Below are 17,374 nucleotides of genomic sequence, written 5' to 3' on the forward strand. Positions count from 1 at the left end.
TAATTCAGGACAGTGCGAGAAAATATCCAATGAAATTGCGATTCTATCCGTTAAATTGTAAATGATCGAACGACGCTCAATTCGGCAGAAAGCGTGCCGGTCACGCTGCCTCCCACCTTGACCTCGACCCGGCAAGGCTCTGCGGCAAATGCCATGCTCCGGTTCCAGACAGCCAGTTCATCATGCCCCAGCTCCAAAACAACGATTTGTTCTTCGCCTGGAAGCAGGCTGACTTTGCGGAAGCCTTTTAATTCGGCAACCCGGCGGGTAATTCCCGATTCAAGGGCGCGAATATACAGCTGCACGGTTTCCGCCCCGCGGACGGCGCCGGTGTTTTTCACCTTGACGCTGACCTGGACCGTGCTGCCTGCCGCAAGCTCCGCCGCAGAAACGGATGTTTGCGAAAGCGTCAATTCGCTGTACGCAAAACGGGTATAGCTCAAACCGTAACCGAACGGATACAGCGGAGCCGAAGGCATATCGATATAATTGCGGAGACGATGCGCCGCCTTCTGGTTGTAATATACCGGCAGCTGCGCCGCGGAGCGAGGCAGCGAAACCGGCAGCCGGCCGCTCGGATTCACCTGGCCGAACAAAATCTCCCCAACGGCAAGGCCGCCTTCCATGCCCGGATACCAGGCGCACAGCAGCGCGTCCGCCAGCGGCTCCAACTCCGTCAGCTCCAGCGGGCGGCCCTGTATCATCACCGCGACGACCGGCGTACCGGTAGCGGCCACCGCCTCCGCGAGCCGCAGCTGCAAGCCGCCCGGCCGCAGGTCGGCCAGGTCCACGCCTTCGCCGCAGTCCATGTCGGATGGACTGCCTTCGGAGATGACGGCTTCTCCGTTGCCGTCAAAATCGCCGCCGAACTGGCGGGCGCTGCTGCCGCCCAGCACGAGCACAGCGGCGTCCGCTCCGGCGGCGAGCTCGACGGCCGCGGCGAAGCCGGCGTCCGACGTATCGCGGATGCCGCAGCCGAGCGCGTACACGACCTGAACCCCGGACGGCGCCGCTTGGCGGATGCCTTCCAGAACGGTGGTTCCCCGCCCCTTGCGCTGCACGCTGGTGTAATCGCCAAGCTGATTGTACAGCCGGTCGGCATTAGGGCCAATCACGGCGATTCGCCGCTGCTTGTCCGCCCTCAGCGGCAGTAGCTCGTCTTCGTTCTTCAGCAGAACGACCGATTCCCGCGCGACCTGCAAATTCAGCCGCCTCATACGGTCGCTGCCGACAATATCCAGCGGCCGCTGCTCATCGGCATACGGCCGGTCGAACAAGCCGAGCCTGAACTTGAGCGTCAGCACCCGAACGACGGCGCGATCAATGTCCGCCTCGGACACCAGCCCTCGGGCAGCCGCCTCCTCCAGCGTCGTAAAAGCTTTGTCCCATAGGCTTAAGTCCACTCCGGAGGTCAAGGCAAGCGCCCCTGCGCCTTCATGGCTTCCGGTCAAAGCCAGCAGACGGTCAACCGCCTGGCCGTCGGCCATGACGATACCGTCAAAACCCCACTCCTCCCGCAGCATGCCGGTCAGCAGCTTGTCGTTGGCATGACAGGGCACGCCGTCGATTTCGTTGTAGGCGGCCATAAAGCCGGCCGCGCCCGCCGCGGCGCCCGCTCGCGCCGCCGGAAGATGGATTTCGCGCAGCTCGCGTTCGCCGATTTCCGCGGGCCCGGCGTTTCTCCCTCCCTGGCCTGCTCCCTGCGCGCAGAGATGCTTCAGCACCACGGCGATGCGATCGGGACCGTCCAGCTTCTCGGCATCCGTCCCCTGCATCCCTCGTACCGCGGCCGTCGTGAACGCGGCGGCCAAATAAGGGTCCTCGCTGTAGCATTCCTCGGAGCGCCCCCAGCGGGGGTCGTGAAGAATATCGAGCGCTGACACCAGTCCGATATGCGCGCCGCGGCTGCGGATTTCGGCCGCCACGCGGCCGTAAGCCTCCTCAAGCAGCTCCGGATTCCAGGTCGATCCCGCCCCCAGGTTGACCGGCAGCATCGTGCCGTCTAGCGCCTGATGCCCGTGCGGGCATTCTTCCGTCAGCAGCACGGGAATGCCGAGCCGCGAATGCTCGATCACATAACGCTGAATTTGGTTGGCTGCGGCTGCGCTCTTCTCCGCGGTAATGCCGTTCGAATAATCGACCCCGGACCAAGGGTCGCTGCGAAACAAGCCGTATAAGGCGCCCATTCCGCCGTACGCTTCAACTTCATCTTTGAAAGCATCCGTAATGCGCAATTCCCCGTTTTCCATCTTGTAAGCGTCCCAGCCGTACATGCGCTGATTCAACTGTCCGACCTTTTCCCTCAGCGTCATGCGGGATAATAAATCCTGCACCCGTTCCTTTATCGGCAATCCGGCTTGCTTGTATTTCTCCACCGTCCGCTTCACCTCTTATCGGTTTTACTTGCGCGAAGTCCTCTATATTCCTTGGGCGTCAAGCCTGTAAACGTTTTAAACACCGACACGAAATATTTGTATTCCTTGTAGCCGACCTGATCGGCGATTTCGAACACTTTATCGTGCGTCGTCGCCAGCAGCGCTTTCGCCTGCTCGATGCGCAGCTCGTTCATATATTCCGTGAATCCTTTACCGGTGCTCTGTTTAAAAATATAACTGAAATAGCTCGGCGTAATTTTGAGCCATGCCGCCACCTCCGATGCCTTGAGGTCGCTTCGATACTGGTCGTTAATATAGCTTTTGGCTTTTTCGATAATCCAATAAGAACGGTCGATACCGTTTTTCTCGATTAATGATAGCAGCTCCGCCATATCCCGATTCGCCGCTTCCTCCAGCGCATGGTACGAATTGTAGAGATTCAGATCCGGCGAAGGACGGCTGCCGTCGAGTCCGGTCATGCCGCTTTTTCGAAGACGCTGGCGAAGCAGCGCGAACAGCTCCTCGCAGGCGGCGACAACCTCCTGCAGCAGGTAAGCTTCACGTTGGAAGAAATGAAACAGCTCCGCCACTTCCGCTTTTAATTCCTGTTCGCCCTGCTTGAACAGCGCTGCGACCAGATTTTGCACCCGAGCCGATAAATCCAGCACTTCCTGTCGGCGGTTCCCCTGCCATTTGGCTTCATAGGCGGCATTCAGTACGGCCTCATCTTCCAGCACGTAGTATTTCAGCCTGGACGCCGCTTCCGAACAACGCTGAGCGGTTTCATCCAATTGTCCGTACGGCTCCGACACGCCGCAGTAAAACCGCGGTTGCCCCGATGACGGCTCGGTATCCTGCCGCAGCAGCAAGTCCCATTCCCTCTCATCCATGAAACGGTCCGACGCGGCCAAGGTGATCAGCAAATTTTCATGGTCAAAGATGGAAAAAGGACGCAGCCCCGGAGACTCCAGCCGGCGGTGAAGCGCTTGAACCCACTGCTCCTGGATACGCTCGTACTGATCGGGCTTCACATCCTCGTAAAGCTCATGGAAGCATGCCAACTGACTCGCCACAATCCGGAACTGGACGCCGTGCAGAGGCGGAGGCGCCATTTTTCCGTAGGCAATGCCGCTTCGGGCCATATTCGCCAGCCACAGCTTCACGTCATGCTCTCCGTTAGCATTCTCGCTGCTTCTGATGCCGTCCGCCACTTTCTGCACGACCTTGGTCAATTCGTCCACTTCAACCGGTTTCAGCAAATAATCGTTGACCCCGAGCCGCATCGCTTGGCGGGCGTAGCCAAAGTCCTCGTATCCGCTAATAAGGACCATCTGCGTATCCGGATAACGCTGCCTGAGCTGCGCCGCCAGCTCCAAGCCGTCCATACCGTCCATCCGGATGTCCGACAGCAAAAAATCGGCCTGCTCCTGCTCCATCAAACGGAGCGCCTCTTCGCCGTCATAAGCTTCGCCGATGACCTCGACGCCGAGCTCCTCCCAATCGATCGTGCAGCGCAAGCCCTTACAAATGATCGGCTCGTCGTCCACAATCAGCATTTTGATCCGCCGCTCCGCCGCTTCCTGTTTGCCCATGAGATGCCCTCCTTAGCTTTCAGACTCCGATCCGGGAAGTCTCAGACGGATTCCCGTGCCTTCATCCGAGTTATGAATGATCTCCAAACCGTACTGTTGTCCAAAAAAGATGGTGACCCGCTCATGAATATTCAAAAGTGCGCCGATGCGGTCCGCTGAACGCTCCGTATGCCTGCTCGCCAAAGCATGGCCGATTTCAGCAGCCCGGTCCGGCGGCATGCCTTTGCCGTTATCGGTTACATCGATCCAAATTTCGTCTTCCGACCTGTAGCCGATCACTTCAATGATGCCGACGGGCTTCTTTTTATCGATGCCATGCTTGATGAAGTTCTCGACCAGCGGCTGAATCGAAGCTTTGAGCGCAGGGGTCTCTTCAATTCCGGGCTCCAGATAAAGCTTGTACACTAGTTTATCTCCCAAGCGATACTGCTGCAAATATAAATAGACTTGCGCAAACTCGATTTCTTTGGCCAGCGTAGTCAGATAATTTCGGTTGCTTGCGCTGGAACGGAAAAACTTGGACAGCATCTCGATCAGACGGCTCGATTTGTCCGCTTTTTCCAGCCGTGCCGTCCACCGGATCATATCTAAGGTGTTATACAAAAAATGCGGGTCCATCTGGTTTTGCATCAGCTTGAGCTCGGACTCCCTCTCTCTAAGCTCCAGCTTGTATTTATGTTCGATCAGCTCTTCAATGGTCATGACCATCTCGTTAAATTTACGGTTAAGCTCGGCGATTTCATCCTGAGAGTCTATAGGAACCCTGGCGCTGAAATCCCCGCCGGCTACCCGTCCCGTCTCTTTCTTCAGCCTCAGAATCGGCCGGATGATCGTCAGGTTAAAGCCGAATAAAGCGACTAAAGCCAATAGCAGGATCGCGGCCAGTATAATCATCATGATGGCCTGGACGCCGCGCAGCTGCTCGGAAATATTCGCTTCGGAGATCATCGCGATGATTGTCCAGTCGGTATTTTCCATCCGGTTGTACAAGACCAAATACCGTTTATCCTCGACCTTATAGCTGAGAAAATCCGTTTTGCCGGCCGACAGCTTCTTCAGCAGCGTTTCATCCGGAACATAACCGCCCGGCATCGCGGCCTTGGAAGACAAGATCAGATTGCCTTCCGGTCCTACGATAAACACGCCCCCCGCTTCCGCCTCCAGCACGCCTTTTTCCAGCTGGGAAGCGATGCTGGCTTCATCCAGCCTGATCGTCAGTTCGCCGAGCGGCTGAGTAATCGTAATGTATGAATTTAAGATGCGGATCATCGATAATACTCGCGCCTGGCCGTTCCAGGAGCTTTCCAGGGTATGGCCTTCGCTCCAGAAGATGCCGCCTTTTCGCTTCACGGCTTCTTCCTTCCAGCGGCTTTCATCGCCGTTGAACGGCTCGCCCATTTTGATCTGGTTCCCGTTAAACCCGTTAATTTCGATGGAACGGATATAGCTTTTGGACATCAGCTGGAAAGTCAGAAAATTTTCAATATTGTTTTTCAAATCCGCCTTGAGCTCATTATCGAGCGGAGGACCGGTCCTTAGGTAGCTCTGCATATCGGGACTTAGAATCAGGTAGTCGGCGATATCCTCGACCATCTTGGTCTGTTCCGATAGCTGGCTCGTCACATTGTCCAGATTGCGGCGGGTCGAGCTGATAAACTGCTCGCGCAGCACCTGATTGTATTTGAGCTGCACAACGACGCCGACCCCTATCGTCGGCAAAATGACGAACAGCAGGAAGATGACGAGCGCCTTGCGTTTTAAACTTAAGCTGCCCAGACGCCGGATATAGCTTGTCTTCATGTCATCTCTCCTTTGTTGTCAGCCTCCGCCCGATCAGAACCGGATCAGCCTTTTACCGCTCCGGCCGTCATGCCCGTTACCAGCTGCTTTTGCAGAAGCAGATAGAAAATAATAATCGGAATCAACGCGATGGTAAGCGCAGACATTTGCAGCGTGTAGCTGGCGGTTTCGATACCGACGAAATTGGCCAGACCGAGCGGCAGCGTCTTCAAGGCGTTGGATGTAATCAAAACGAGCGCAAATAAATATTCGTTCCAATTATATATGAAATTCAGAATGATTACAGTCGCCATAGCCGGACGGGTAATCGGCAAAATGATGGACCAGAAGATCCGGAAGATGCCGGCTCCGTCCATAACGCCCGACTCCTCCAAGTCTTTCGGGAAGCCGCGCATGAAGCCTTCGAGAATAAATACCGTCAGCGACAAGTGAAATGCTGTATATGGCAAAATGAGCGACAGATACGTATCGATCAGGCTCAGCTTTTGCATGATCAGAAAAATCGGAATCAATGTGGCATGGATCGGAACCAGCATGCCAAGCAGAAACAGGCTGTAGGTGAGTCCGCGCAGCTTAAAGGAAAAGCGGGCCAGGAAGTAAGCGGCCATCGATCCGAGCAGTACGGTCACGATCAGCGAAGCGAAGGTGATAAGCAAGCTGTTAAAGAAATAAACGTTCATGTTGGCGATTCTCCACGCTTCCGCGTAATTGGAGAACTGGAAGCCGGTCGGCATCGAGAACGGGTTGGCCGCATACTCTTGCTCCGACTTGAACGAGTTGATCACCATCCAAAAAATAGGCACTATATTCATGATAGCGAACAGAATCAAAAATGTGTATGCGAATATTTGGAATAACGGAGATTTTTTCTTCATTAATGTACTCCTCCTTTCCCTCTTAATCTTTCTCGCGGGTGATCCGGTTGACGATGGAAATGACGATCAGGCTGAACAGCAAAATCATAATGGAAGCCGCGCTGCCGTATCCGTAGCGCATATTCACGAAGGCGCTGTTGTACATATAAATCGTCATGACTTCCGTCTGGTGAGCCGGTCCGCCGCCCGTCAGAACCTGTATGAGATCGAATACGCGGAACGAGTTGCTTATGCTGTATACGATCGTGACCATCAAGGTGCTGCGCAGCATCGGAATCGTAATAAACCGGGTTTTCTTAAACCCTGTAGCTCCATCCAGCTCGGCGGCTTCGTTGACTTCGTCCGGAATATTTTGCAGAGCAGCGAGAAACATGACCATGTACAAACCGCAGTTTTGCCAAATATAGGCCACGCTGATCGACAGCATCGACCATTTGGCATCGCCAAGCCAGTTCTGCTGCCAGCTTTCCAGTCCGAAAAAGGCAAGCAGACTGTTCAGCAGACCGTATTCCGTGTTATAAACCATTCCAAAAATGAGGGATACCATGACCGAGGAAATGACGACCGGCATAAATCCGATGGTCCGGAAAAAGCCGGAGCCTTTCATCCCGCGGTTCAGCAGCAGCGCCATCAACAGCCCGAGCGGAATTTGACCGATCAGTCCGGTGATCATAATAATGACGTTGTTCTTGACCGACAGCCAGAAGGTATCGTCCTCCAGCATTTGGATGTAATTGTTCAGTCCGACGAATTTCATGGAACCGATCCCGTTCCAGTTCATGAGCGAGTAGTAAAGCGAGATGCCTATCGGAACGATAGCGATGCCGAGATAAATCACCAGCGCCGGGAACAAGCCGATAAAGATAGCGAATCTGCTTCGTTTCAAGGTTTGCATCAGCAGTTCTCCTTTCGGTCAGCTTTGGCTTTGAACAAAGAAAACCCGGTATCCGGGTTTTCTTTGTATCGGATTAAGCCTGTTAAACTGAGCATTAATTCGTAATGTTGTCCATTGCTTTCTGGGCATCGGCTGCTACCTGTTCAGGAGTACCGCGTCCTACAGTCAGCGCCTGCAGGCCGTTCTGGATAACGTCCACCACTTGGGTCGGAATGACGCTGTCGAATACAGGGGCCGTGCCGTTGCCGGTCAGTTCAATCAATTGTTTCAAATAAGGGCTCGCATCCTGGGGAACATCCACTTTCGCCGGAACGACGACGCCGTTGCTGATCAATGCTTTATACAAATCTTCGCTTACGAAATATTTAAGGAATTCTTCGGCTGCAGCTTTCTTCTTCTCATCCAAGCCGTTCTTGATGGCGATGCCGTACTGTACGACGCCCGCGCTTTTCTTCGGATCGCCTTTACCGCCGTCCACGCTAGGGAACAAGGCAATGCCGAACTTGCCGCCGTCTTGGTTGTTCACGCGAATGCGGGCATCCACGGTGGAAGAAGAAATATGAATGGCGGCTTTGCCTTGAATCAGGTAATCTTGTCCTTGTACGGAGTCCATATTATTGGCATCGACGTTAAACGCTTTAAGTTTGGTCAGTTCGTCGATAACGCTGATCGCTTTCACGAATTCCGGATCGGTAAACTTGGCTTCCTTGTTCACGACTTTCTGCAGGAAGTCGCTGCCTGTAAAGCGGTCCCCGATGATCGACAGATAGGAGGACTGGAGCGGCCATTTCTCTTTGTTGCCCAGCGAGATCGGCGTAATGCCTGCGTCTTTCAGCTTTTTGACCAGATCGATAAAGTCGCTGTAGGTTTTAGGAAACTCATTGTATCCGACTTGGGCCAACAGCTCTTTGTTGTAATAAACGATGTCTACGAAGGTTTGCTTGGTCGGCACGGCATATTGATTGCCTTTTACGTTGAAGCCTTCCAGCGCCGTTTCCGGCAAAATGGACTTCCAGTTGTCCATCAGACCGTTGATCGGCTCAAGCAGATTGCCCTCTACCAGCGGGTCCATTTCCGCTCCCGGCCAAACTACGCTGACGTCGGCCAAATTATTTGCCGCAGCCAATGTGCGGATTTTGGTTTTGTACTGCGCGGAAGGAACCTCGTCCGTCTTGATGACGATGTTCGGATGGCTTTTCTCAAACTCGGCGATTCTCGCCTTGTATACATCATTGTCGATATTGGGGGTCGTCCACGGGTGCATCATGGTCAGCGTCACTTTATCGCCGCTTCCCGCGGATGCTCCGTTGTTTGCACTCTCCGTGCTTTTATTTCCGCAAGCCGCGGAGGATAAGGCCATCACGCTGACAAGACTTAAAAGAGTTACTTTCTTGCTTATCTTTCTGTTCTTCATTTTCAACCCTCTTCTCTAAAGTTATGTTTGTTCAGCAATCTTACATTTAATTATAGAAGGTATGTCCGGCAGGCTATATCCCATAAATGTTTGATTATATCCGTAAATATTCAGATCATTTGTGATTATGGCCGTTTTTTATGAAAAATCGGTTGAAAAGAAATAGAATGAAAGGTAAACTTACAATAATATTGTAAAAATGGATGTTTTCCACAGCGCCTCTCCACTCCATCAAGTTGCCCATTTTGTTGCGGCATTTATAACCGTTATGATGAAAAAATTCCCTCTTAGCAATCCGCGTCCAGACGCCGCCATTTCCATCGGCGCAAGCAAAAGAAGGCCTCGCCCCTTCGAGGGGACGGGCCTCCTGCTTCGCTTGATCGGCAAAGGCGATGCGCATCGGGATGCCTAACGAATCAAACTGCGCTTCCTCCGGGACCGTCTGCAGCTTTCCTTGGGCCACCCGGCCTGCGACGGCAAGCGCCAGCGCATCGACTATATCGTCCCGGGCGACGGACTTGCGGGGAAACCGCTCCAGCCCGCAGCTTACGACAGCCTCGGCAGGAGGATACACTCCGGACAAATGGCGCAGCCGCTCTTCGAAGCCGTGCTGCGTCTTTTTGCCGTGCGCCATCGGCCCTCCGAACAAGGCGGCGAAGACCAGCTCGGGATGCGATTCCGTCAACCGGACAGCCGCCTGCGCATCCCTGCGCACAAGTGCGTCCGCCTGGCGGATTTTGGGCACGAGATTCCAGGACTGCTTGGACAATCCACGGGAGCAGAGCTTCCGGCTCCATGCCGCCGCTTCCTCGTAATCGGCCGCCTCCAGCACTTCGCGGATCGGCGCCGGAAATACGCTCGAAGCGCGGTGAGGCTTAAGCCGCAGCCTCGCTTCCCGGTCGCATCTGCGCCCGTCCTCCGCGCAAGAGCCCGAGAGGAGGCCGATCGGCATATCGATCAGCACCGTTCGCGCATCCCGGTACGCTTCCCATACCGAATCAAGATGCTCATATAACCGGATGTCCCACTGCTCGCCGGGCTGCAGGGCGACGGCAATCCATCCCGCTCTGCAGCCGTCGATCCCCACATCGAGGGACGGCTGATTCATCTCATTCTTCCTTTCAATAGAAATTTTCGCTGTTCCCGCTCTCTATAGACACTTGTATAGACTGCTCATTGATTTCGCCGTCTCTTCCCCGATTACCTGCCCGCTCATGCGCAAAAGCCCCGGAGGAGCTCCGGGGCCGCGTTTATCTTCTATTTTTACTGTTTCACCGTTTTATTATACTGCTGAATTTTCGACGTGATGTCTTTGGCCGCCGCATCGAGCGCGTCCTTCGGCGATTTCTTGTTGTTCAGCACCTCTTCGATCGCCCCTTCGACAATTTGCCTTGCTTCCGGGAAGACGCCCATGACCGCGCCTTGGGTCGCCGAATTCAATTTCGTCTGATGCAGCTGGTCGATCGCCGTTTGGAACTGCGGGAATTTCTTCAAATTGTCCTTGACGCTTTGCTCGTCATACGCTTTTTTCGTAATCGGGAAGTAACCGGTATTAATATGCCAGTACGCCTGCTCCTTCGGAGACGTCAGGAACTTGATGAATTCCCAAGTCGCCTTCTGCTCGTCGTCGGGACGGTCGTTCATGATCCAGAGGCTGGCCCCGCCTACGACGACTCCGCCTTCCTTGGCATCCGCAGGCTTCGGCAGGAAGCCGGTGCCGACCTCGAATTTGCCCGCCGCATTGTCGACAAGCCCTTTCAGCGATGCCGTCGACTCGAGAATCATCCCCACTTGACCGGCGGAGAAGGCTTTCTTCGAATCGTCGGTCTTGCGTCCCAGATTGTTGGCCGCTTTCGTATCGACCAGATTTTTCCACCAAGTTAACGTCTTGACGCCCGCATCCGAGTTGACCAGCGACTCGGTCGCCAAAGCGTTGCGGCCGTTGCCGTTATTGACGTAATCGGCGCCTTGATTGGCAAAAAACTGCTCCATAAACCAGCCGTAAATCGCAAAGTTGGCTCCCGTAGCCTTGCCCGTTTTGGTAATGGCGTCAGCCGCTTTTTGCAGCTCTTCATACGTTTGGGGCGGCTTCTCCGGATCGAGACCCGCTGCCTTGAACAAATCCTTATTGTAATAAAGGATCGGGTTCGACGTATTGAACGGCATCGAGTTCAGCTTGCCGTTCAGCGAATAATAGCCGGTAATGTTAGGCTCCAGTTGGGTCAAATCGAATTTGTCTTCATCGATAAATTTTTGCATCGGGGTAATCGTCTTTGAATCGATCATGAAACGGCTGCCGATTTCGTACATTTGCACAAGGCTCGGGCCGTCCTTCGTCCCCATACTCGCTTTCAGCTTGCTGAGCAGATCGTCGTAGGTGCCCTGGAATACGGCCTCCACTTGAATCTTATCCTGCGAAGCGTTGAAGTCGGCCACCATCTGGTCGACGACCTTCGTGTTCGAACCGCCCATCGCGTGCCAGAAGACGACCTTTTTGGGTCCTGCGGAAGCGGCTCCCCCTTTATCCTTGACCGCCGTATCCTGATCGCCGCCACCGCAAGCGGTGAGAGCCATCATTCCTGCCAACGTAAGACTGAGGAAACTTTTTTTACCGAGTAGCTTCATCGTTACGCACCCCTAATATTTTGATGAAAATATATGGAAAGGACGCCGGTCGGCGCCGTTTCACCGAATGGATGATCCGTCTTCGGCGCGGAAGACGGCAGAGATCGTTCAGCCTTTGATCGCGCCGGCGGTAATGCCGCGAATGAGCTGCTTCACTCCGAAGGCCAGCATGACGAAGGACGGGAGAAGCACCAGCGAGACGCCGGCGAGAATCAGATTCCAGGACATCACTTCTTCATGCTGCAGCATCGATACGCCGATCTGCACCGTCCGCATGGTCGGTTTGTTCGTAATCAGCAGCGGCCACAGATAAGAGTTCCAATGGTTTAAGAACACGTAGACGAACAACGTCGACAAGGCCGGGCGCGATAAGGGCATCACGATGGAGAAAAAGGTGCGCAATTGGCCGCAGCCGTCGATTTTGGCGGCATCGAACAGTTCGTGGGGAAGCTGCAGAAAAAACTGCCTCAGCAGGAATACCCCGAAAGCCCCTGCCATGAACGGAACGATCAGCCCTTGATAGCTGTCCATCCAGCCGAGCGATTTGATTGTCAAGTAATTCGGGATGACCGTCACTTCCCACGGAATCATCATCGTGGACAAATACAAAAGAAACAGCGGGCCCTTGAAGCGGAAGTTCAAGAAAGCGAAGGCATAAGCGGCCAAGCTCGACGTAATGACCTGGCTGATCGTAATGGCGGCCGACACGACGAAGCTGTTGACGATAAACCGCAGGATCGGCACGGTTTGCAGCGCTTTAATGAAGTTGCCCAAGTACAGCTGATGCGGAAATAACGGCGGAGGAAACACCGCTACTTCCTTTTCCGTCATAAACGACGACAAAATGGTAAACAGCAGCGGGTACAGCACCGCCAAGGCAAGCACGGTCAAAAACGCATACAATATGGAACGGGATACTCCGCGAATGATCACTGATAGTGCACCTTCTTTTCCAAAACTTTAAACTGAAAGACGGTCAGCAGCAAAATGATGACGAACAAGACTAAAGCCTGCGCGCTGCCGATACCGAACCGGAAGTTAATGAACGCATCCTGATAGATCGAATATACGACGACGTTCGTACTGTTGATCGGGCCGCCTTTGGTCAAAATATTCACTTGGCCGAAGGCTTGGAAGGCGGTGATAACCGATACGATGAGAACGAAGAAGATCGTGGGAGAAAGCAGCGGAAGCACGATCTGGATAAACGTCCGAACCGGTCCCGATCCGTCGATTTTGGCGCTTTCGTACAGCTCCTCCGGCACTCCCTGCAGACCGCTGAGCAAAATGATGTAGACAAAGCCCATATTCATCCATACCGTCATCATGGAAATCGATATGAGCGCCCATGACGGATCGGCCAGCCAGGAAATCGGCGAGATGCCGACGAAGCCGATGAAGTAATTGAGCATTCCCGCCGTCGGGTGAAACAGCAGCAGCCAAATGATCGACCCGGTACCTACGGAAATGACGATCGGCAGCGAAAAGACGAACTGAAACAGCTTCATCCCCTTCAGCTTGTTGTGGGTGAGCGCAGCCAGCACCAGCGACCAGACGATCGTCGTCGGCACCGTGAATAGGATGAACAGCAGCGTGACTTTCAGATTGGAATAAAATTGCCCCGATGAAAACAAATCGATATAATTATCCAGCCCTACAAACGCCGCCACTCGCCCTCTCGGGTCCGTCAAGGTCATACTGAGATATACGGAGCGGATCATCGGGTAAAACAAGAAGCAGATGAAGATCAGAAGAGACGGAGCCAGAAAAGCGAAGCCGAGAAGCTCTTCCTTCCATTGGGATTTTTTAGAAGAAGATGACGAAGATGCAGACAATGAAGATTCCCCTTTCCTTAAAGTAAGATTCATGAGGTAAAGCGCTTAACTCAAGATGCCGAAAAGAGCCCCTCTGGATGCCGGAGTGAACGATAATCAGAAGTTCCTTGGATGTATTCGCTTTCAGTAACTGATGTAAGGATAAAATATACATTAATTCCATAATATAAGTGATTTTGAGCAAATAAAAACACATAAATCGCCTTCTCTTATCGAAGCAACCTATGTGTATATCTCCGCATCTCCTACACGTGGTATTAACTTGTGACCTTATTGTAAACGCTGCCACCAGCCGTGTCAACCATAATTTTCCGTTTATTTATCCGATGGTTAGTCCGATTCGGCCGCTCTCCGGCATGCATATGCGAATCCGGGTAAGGAAATGATAACGCGAGGGTGGATAATGATTCCAGAAGGGGTTATGCTTAAAGAACAGGATCGGAATGCAAGCAGGAGGTGAACCCCATGTTTCAATTTCAAGACATTTATAATTTGCTGACGCTCCTCAATTATTTGTTTGCCGTAGTCATCATTTTTTTCGAGCGCCGCAATGTCGTCGCTACATGGGCTTGGCTGATGGTTCTCCTCTTCCTCCCCGGGGTCGGCTTTATCATTTATCTGCTGGCCGGCAGAACGCTGAACAGCCGCCGGATGCGGGCGATGAAGGATGAAACGAGAGAGGAATTCAACGCGGTTTCGCGGCAGCAGACGGAGCAAATCGAGCTCGGAGTCATGCACTATGCCGATCCGGCTATGGAAGCCTACCACGATATGATGCATATGAACCTGATGAGCAGCCGTTACTCCGTATTGACCCAGGACAATCAGGTCGAAATTTTCACCGACGGCCAGAGCAAGTTCGCCTCGCTGTTCGAGGCGATCCGCCAGGCGAAGCAATACATTCACCTGCAATATTACATCGTGCGGGCCGATACGCTGGGCCAGGAGCTGATTCGTCTGCTGGCGCAAAAGGCGCGGGAAGGCGTCGAAGTCAGGCTGTTGTACGACGACGTCGGAAGCTACGGGCTGGCCAAGCGGTTTCTGCGGCCGCTGGTGGAGGCGGGCGGAGAGGCGGCGGCCTTCTTTCCGTCGCGAATCCGTTATTTGAATTTGCGGCTGAATTACCGCAATCATCGCAAAGTAGGCGTTATCGACGGCAAATGGGGCTATATCGGAGGCTTCAACGTAGGGGACGAATATTTGGGACGAAATCCGCGGCTCGGTTATTGGAGAGATACCCATTTGAAGCTGGAGGGCAGCGCGGTCAAGGTGCTGCAGGCTTTTTTTATGATGGACTGGAACCGGACCGCGGCGCCGGCGATCGGCTATGAGGCCAAATATTTTTGCGAGGATGTGTACCCGCAGGGGGTCGGCATGCAGATCGTCTCGAGCGGCCCTCACTCCAACCGGCAGCAGATTAAGAACGCCTATATCAAAATGATTCATTCCGCCAAACGCAGCGTCTGCATTCAATCCCCGTATTTCGTGCCCGACGAAAGCCTGCTGACCGCGCTGAAAATGGCCGCTTTATCCGGCATCGACGTCAAGGTAATGATTCCGGACCGCCCGGATCATTTCTTCGTCTTCTGGGCATCGCGTTCTTATCTTGGAGAGCTGCTCGACAACGGGGTGCGCTGTTATTTGTACGAAGGCGGCTTTCTCCATGCCAAAACGATCGTGATCGACGGCAAGGTCGCCTCGGTAGGCACGGCCAATATCGATATCCGCAGCTTCAAGCTGAACTTTGAAATTAACGCCTTCATTTACGATACGAAGACGGCGGGCAAGCTGGAGGAGCTGTTCGCGGCCGATCTGCACCATTCCCGGGAGCTGACGCTGGAATCGTACAAACGGCGATCCTATGTCAGCCAGCTGAAAGAATCGATCGCCCGGCTGCTGTCTCCTCTGCTGTGACCGAATGCCCGTAAGCTGCCGATGCTGCCGGATCGTCGTTCAAGCCGGCTGCCGGCCGCTTACACGCGCTTGAGCGGGATCATCCAGTCGGCTTCGGGAATCCACCGTTTCTGAGCGAACTCTCTGCCGCGGACGACGACGCGGTCGGCATACACCTGCACGTACATGCCCTGCGACTTGGAGGCCGGATTCTGCTTGTCGCGCGTCATCCCGACTGAAGCGTTGACGAACCAATGGAACGTCTCCTCGCTGTAATGGGAAGAGCCGTTGTCAAAGTCTTGATGCGTGTGGCCGGAGATCACGAACACATTCGGGTAAGGCGCCAAAAGCTCGCGGAACTTGCCCGCCCGGATCAGCTGATGCGTTCCCCCGTCTTTCCCTTCGGGCGGAAGCGGCTGATGGATCAGCACGAAGATCGGTTTGCCGTCCGTCGTTTCCGCCAGCTTCTTCTGAAACCATTCGAGCTGCGCATCGGAATACCAGGCTCCTTCTCCGACCTCCGGCATTTCCTGGCGGTACGTTTCCTGCGACAGCAAAATAATATGATATCCGTTAATCGTCACGGCGTTATACGGCTTCGTATAGCCGAACAGCTTCATGAAGCGTGCGCGGGACTGCGCATCCGTCCAGCCGTTCGGCATCGTCTCCGTACTGAAGGCGCCCTTCTGGTTCATCCAGACATGATAATAATCATGATTGCCCATATTGGCGTAGAACGGCGGCAGCTTGAAGCCGCTCATAATGTTCTCCAGCGATTTGTACTCCGCCTCCGTCCCGTAGTCGGTCAAATCTCCGCCGAGCAGCAGCGCGTCGACCGGAGATTCGAACTGGACGATCTGCTCCAGCGCCGACCGGAATTTTCGCGGCGTATTAGGGTCGTAAATCGAAATATGCATATCGCTTAATACAAAAAAAGACAGCAGCGGCTCATTGGATAAGGCCGGTTCCACCTTTTCCACCAGCGCGGCTTCTTGAGTCTCTGTTCCCGTCTTCGAAGCATTCTCGTAAACTTGGTATAGCATTTGCAGCAAAATATTGATCGATCCGTCAACGACTACGCCCATGCTGAACAACCATTTCAAAAATCCGCGTCGATTCATAAAATCCCTTCCGTATGTATAAAATGAGGACCCATGCAGGTACCGAACTCTATCATTATGAATCCTGACTCTATCATAACAAGATCGGCGGCCATCTTCAAATCTAGCGAAAGAGCGAATCATAGACTATCATCGCGAGAAAACCCGGCCTTTGGCCAGGTTCTCGTCGATGTGCGGCAGAGCAACGGATACCGGGGTTCAGCCGCTTATTTAAACACCTTTATTCGCTCTTCCAAAGGCTTGAATTCCTTGTCGCCCGCGGGAGCGGTCGGTTTCCCGAACGGCATCTGGGCGATCAGCTTCCACGACTGCGGAAGCTTCCACGTCTCTCTCACTTTGTCGTCGATCAACGGATTGTAGTGCTGCAAATTGGCTCCCAAGCCTTCGTTCTCCAGAGCGGTCCAGATCACGTACTGGAGCATCCCGCTCGATTGCAATGACCAGCCGGGGAAGTTATCCTTGTAGCTGGGGAAGCTGGATTGCAGACCTTCGACGACCTGCTGATCCTCGAAAAACAGGACCGTGCCGTGACCGCTGCGGAAGCCGTTCATCTTTTGCTCGGTCGACGCGAACCGATCGGCTTTGACGATCGCCCGCAAAATCTCCTTCGTCAGATCCCACAGCTGATGATGCTGCTGTCCGAGCAAGACGACGACTCGCGCGCTTTGCGAATTGAACGCCGACGGCGTATGCTTCACCGCTTCCTCGATAAGCTGAACGATGCGATCATCCGAAATCGCGCCGTCCGGACCAATCCCGTAAATGGTGCGTCTGTGCCGAACCGCGGACAGGAAATCGCTGCCTGTTCCTACTGCTCCTGCCATGCATAATCCCTCCAATACTAGGCTTTGTTACCTTCGTTATTGTAGACGGGGAACGCATTCCTTATGCAAACCGCGGCCCGGTTCCGCCCGAGTCATCTCAGGCGGCGCAAAGCCATACATTGGTA

The 17,374-nt window shown here is 53.9% G+C and carries 13 protein-coding genes; 1 reads left to right on the plus strand and 12 read right to left on the minus strand.

The annotated features are described in order from the left end of the window. Positions 1–50 precede the first annotated feature (50 nt). The 10 genes from N0M98_RS10915 to N0M98_RS10960 all read right to left on the minus strand — a co-directional run bounded on the left by N0M98_RS10915 (position 51) and on the right by N0M98_RS10960 (position 13,444). Positions 51–2,375: a glycoside hydrolase family 3 N-terminal domain-containing protein gene (locus N0M98_RS10915; RefSeq protein ID WP_259617879.1), complete on the minus strand. Its 2,325-nt coding sequence runs from the start codon at positions 2,373–2,375 to the stop codon at positions 51–53. An 8-nt stretch (positions 2,376–2,383) separates the two neighbouring features. After that, a complete protein-coding gene (locus N0M98_RS10920) occupies positions 2,384–3,967 on the minus strand; it encodes a response regulator transcription factor (RefSeq protein ID WP_259617880.1) in 1,584 nt (527 codons plus the stop codon). Positions 3,968–3,979: 12 nt separating this feature from the next. Next, positions 3,980–5,767 (minus strand): cache domain-containing sensor histidine kinase, encoded by a 1,788-nt coding sequence (locus tag N0M98_RS10925; RefSeq protein ID WP_259617881.1) that lies wholly within the window; start codon positions 5,765–5,767, stop codon positions 3,980–3,982. Between the two features lie 44 nt (positions 5,768–5,811). Continuing rightward, entirely contained in the window at positions 5,812–6,642 is an 831-nt protein-coding gene (locus N0M98_RS10930) for a carbohydrate ABC transporter permease (protein ID WP_259617882.1), read from the minus strand. Positions 6,643–6,664: 22 nt separating this feature from the next. Next, positions 6,665–7,537 carry a carbohydrate ABC transporter permease gene (locus N0M98_RS10935; protein ID WP_259617883.1) on the minus strand — a complete coding sequence of 291 codons (873 nt, stop codon included), beginning with the start codon at positions 7,535–7,537 and terminating at the stop codon, positions 6,665–6,667. Between the two features lie 94 nt (positions 7,538–7,631). Beyond that, a complete protein-coding gene (locus N0M98_RS10940) occupies positions 7,632–8,951 on the minus strand; it encodes an extracellular solute-binding protein (RefSeq protein WP_259617884.1) in 1,320 nt (439 codons plus the stop codon). A gap of 115 nt (positions 8,952–9,066) precedes the next feature. Beyond that, complete coding sequence (locus N0M98_RS10945) at positions 9,067–10,059, minus strand: DUF429 domain-containing protein (protein WP_259617885.1); 993 nt, start codon at positions 10,057–10,059, stop codon at positions 9,067–9,069. A gap of 155 nt (positions 10,060–10,214) precedes the next feature. Further along, positions 10,215–11,576, minus strand: a complete 1,362-nt coding sequence (locus tag N0M98_RS10950; RefSeq protein ID WP_249864768.1) for an ABC transporter substrate-binding protein — start codon at positions 11,574–11,576, stop codon at positions 10,215–10,217. A gap of 108 nt (positions 11,577–11,684) precedes the next feature. Next, on the minus strand, positions 11,685–12,509 hold the full coding sequence (locus N0M98_RS10955) for a carbohydrate ABC transporter permease (RefSeq protein WP_259617886.1): 825 nt from the start codon (positions 12,507–12,509) through the stop codon (positions 11,685–11,687). Continuing rightward, positions 12,506–13,444 carry a carbohydrate ABC transporter permease gene (locus tag N0M98_RS10960; RefSeq protein ID WP_259617887.1) on the minus strand — a complete coding sequence of 313 codons (939 nt, stop codon included), beginning with the start codon at positions 13,442–13,444 and terminating at the stop codon, positions 12,506–12,508. The genes N0M98_RS10955 and N0M98_RS10960 overlap by 4 nt, the downstream gene beginning before the upstream one ends. Before the next feature lie 432 nt (positions 13,445–13,876). On the opposite strand from N0M98_RS10960, the gene cls reads away from it, so the two are divergent. Further along, a complete protein-coding gene (cls, locus tag N0M98_RS10965; RefSeq protein ID WP_259617888.1) occupies positions 13,877–15,325 on the plus strand; it encodes a cardiolipin synthase in 1,449 nt (482 codons plus the stop codon). Positions 15,326–15,384: 59 nt separating this feature from the next. Here cls and N0M98_RS10970 read toward each other — a convergent pair whose 3' ends face one another. Both N0M98_RS10970 and N0M98_RS10975 read right to left on the minus strand, forming a co-directional pair. Next, positions 15,385–16,425, minus strand: coding sequence for a metallophosphoesterase family protein (locus N0M98_RS10970; protein ID WP_249864772.1), 1,041 nt, complete (start codon positions 16,423–16,425; stop codon positions 15,385–15,387). Between the two features lie 206 nt (positions 16,426–16,631). After that, on the minus strand, positions 16,632–17,249 hold the full coding sequence (locus N0M98_RS10975) for a nitroreductase family protein (protein WP_259617889.1): 618 nt from the start codon (positions 17,247–17,249) through the stop codon (positions 16,632–16,634). Positions 17,250–17,374 lie beyond the last annotated feature (125 nt).

Origin of the sequence: Paenibacillus doosanensis (assembly GCF_025060755.1) — a bacterium.
Lineage (GTDB): Bacteria > Bacillota > Bacilli > Paenibacillales > NBRC-103111 > Paenibacillus_S > Paenibacillus_S doosanensis.